At 41.0% G+C, this 2,543-nt stretch carries 3 protein-coding genes; 2 read left to right on the top strand and 1 reads right to left on the bottom strand.

Annotated elements, in window-relative coordinates:
- Positions 1-84: 84 nt before the first annotated feature.
- On the bottom strand, positions 85-1,023 hold the full coding sequence (locus WBJ10_RS16250; RefSeq protein WP_424292182.1) for a Smr/MutS family protein: 939 nt from the start codon (positions 1,021-1,023) through the stop codon (positions 85-87).
- A gap of 127 nt (positions 1,024-1,150) precedes the next feature.
- Here WBJ10_RS16250 and WBJ10_RS16245 point away from each other — a divergent pair, with 127 nt between their 5' ends.
- Both WBJ10_RS16245 and WBJ10_RS16240 read left to right on the top strand, forming a co-directional pair.
- The gene (locus tag WBJ10_RS16245; protein WP_424292180.1) at positions 1,151-1,372 is read left to right on the top strand and encodes a VF530 family DNA-binding protein; all 222 of its coding nucleotides are present in this window, start codon (positions 1,151-1,153) and stop codon (positions 1,370-1,372) included.
- A 134-nt stretch (positions 1,373-1,506) separates the two neighbouring features.
- Positions 1,507-2,543 (top strand): hypothetical protein (locus tag WBJ10_RS16240; protein WP_424292178.1); only part of this gene is annotated, 1,037 nt, incomplete at its 3' end.

The following is a 2,543-nucleotide window of genomic DNA, read 5'->3' as shown; positions in this document are numbered from 1 at the left end:
TCTTTATTCCTTGTTCTTTATTTCTTGTTCTGTTCTGTAATCTTGGCTCTTGGTTCCTGGCTCTTGGTTCCTGGCCTCTGGTTCCTATTTAAAAAACACCTCCGTCGCCCCATATCCAAATTTCTCTTTATGCGCATCCATAAACGTTTTAACCTGAGCGTGTTTGCTAATCATTTTATAGATTTCATTTCTCAATGTCCCATTCCCGCTGCCATGGATGAAAATAATGCTGGGAAGTTTATGAACGATTGCTCCATCAAGGCTTTTAGTGAAATGGGCCAGCTGGATATTGAGAATTTCATCGGTATTGAGGAATTGATAGTCATCACGTAGTTTTTCTATGTGTAGATCAATTTCTTTAGCCGGCTTTTCAAGCTGCAGTTTTTCAGCAGCAGGCCTGTAAAAACTTTCTTTTAGTTTTTGTGGATCAATGATCGGGGCTTCAGAATCCAATTGGATTAACCATGCCGGTTGGTCGAGATATTCCGATGACTTTTTTGCACCTGAAAAATCCTTTGCCCGGAATTTCTCCGTGTATTCAATCGGTTTCTTTATTTCGCTTATCTCATTCGCAAAACGTAAAATCTGGAAGTGGAATGTAGGCCATTGATCCAGCTCATTTAGTGATGCGGAAAATAATTGGGCAGATGATTTTGGTTTGATTATGCCGCTAAACTCCCCTTTGATTTTGCTGGTTTTTTCTGTCGTTAATGTAGTGAGAAGCTCAAAAGAGCTGGTGTTCACGAGGTTCAAATGAACTACAGAACCGGCTTTTTTATCAGATGCAACTGCCAGGAAAATCCCGGTTGAAACAAATTCTATGTCTTGTTCCTGTTTCTTTTCCGAGGGAGTCTCTATGTTGGAATCCTGCCCATGTACCCGGGTTACCTGGCTTGCAAGGACCGGTATCTCAAAGCCATCCTCATCGGTTACGGCGATGGTGTTTTCGTCTATTATTCTGGTAATATATCCCTCACGTCGTTCCTCAACAAAACGCACAAATTCGCCCAATTTATATTTCATTTGATTTATTTCGAGTTCAAATTTACACATAAACCGTTCAATTAGTGAAACAAGAACAATTACAACGATACTGAATCTTCGCTCCAGAGTAAAGTTATTTTACGGTAATTGATACCTTTGCTTCAACATGTCGCCAACTCAACCTAATAATCCCCTTCACGGACTTACTCTTGAGAGTATAGTAACGTTTTTGGTTGATTTCTATGGTTTTGAGAAACTTGGCGGGATCATTCGCATAAAATGTTTCAATGAGAATCCTAACATTCCGTCGTCACTGAAATTTCTTCGTAAAACGCCCTGGGCGCGTAAAAAAGTTGAAGATCTCTATTTGAGGACGAGAAGAAATTAATTTAAGATGCATTCTTCCCGTAGTTTTAAAGTCGTCCTGAAGAGACTCCGGAGTGTTGTTATTTAAGTGGCTTATTTTCTAATAACCATTTGATACCGTTTTCGTATAAGGTTATAATTTATACTTAAACTGGGATGTCAATAATTTTGAATCGCGTAAAACGATTTCCTTATCTCATATTGGGCTGTTTTCTATGCTGTCTTCCCGCTTTTGCCACTTTATTTACCCCTGATTTTTTCACTTCTGCCTACCCACTAACGGGAAATATGCGGGAGGCTGATATGAAAGGTTCCGTAAGAGGGACAGCAAGCCTCGCTGGTACTCCTCCGGAAGCAATCGATGTTCGGAATTTCTACCTGCAGAGTATACCGGCGGAGCTTTTTCAACTCTTGCCGCTGATTGCAAAAGATTCCGATGGTACCATAACAGGATTTAGGATTGTAACCAGGCCTGCCAATACTTACGGAAAACTATATGTAAACAGTACAGCTATTAACAGCGATAATTATGCGATAAGCCTGGCAGAAGCAAAGCAGTTGAGATTTGAACCTGCCGCCAATAATATAAACCAGAATGTCACTTTTACCTTCACAGCCATAGACAACGAGAATCTTAGTGATGCAAGCCCGGCCACATTTACTATTCCGATAACAACAAATTCTGCGAATTTAGTTTGCAGCGGAACTGGCTTAGGTTCCAATATTCTGGGTGCCGCTGGAACGTTTAGTGCGCCCTATATTACTCCAAATCCTACGGTAAGCTGCATTAACAATAACTCCAATGTTGCCTCTCCGACGGGTAACTTAGGTAATCGCAAAGACGCTCAAACGTCCTATACATACGCTTCAACTTCGGGAAGCCTGGGTCCCGAAGGCACTTACTCATTTCTTAAAACTCTGGGAACGATGTCAACCCGTAATTGTATTAAAACAGATTGGGTAGCCTCTGATCATACAGGCGATGGAGGTTACGCAATGATAGTTAACGGTTCTCCTAATTCTACCACATTCGGAAAGACATTTTATCAGGCAACATCCATACCTGTTTGTCCGAATACATTATACGAGTTTTCAGCCTATGTAATCAATTTTTTGCCTGGTAATCATTATGCTGCCCAACCAGGCACAGAGCCCAATATCAGCTTTTACATAAACGGCCAATTGGTATCCAC

The organism is Daejeonella sp. (assembly GCF_049655485.1).
Taxonomy (GTDB): Bacteria; Bacteroidota; Bacteroidia; order Sphingobacteriales; family Sphingobacteriaceae; genus Daejeonella.
This window is presented reverse-complemented; position numbering and strand designations above follow the sequence as displayed.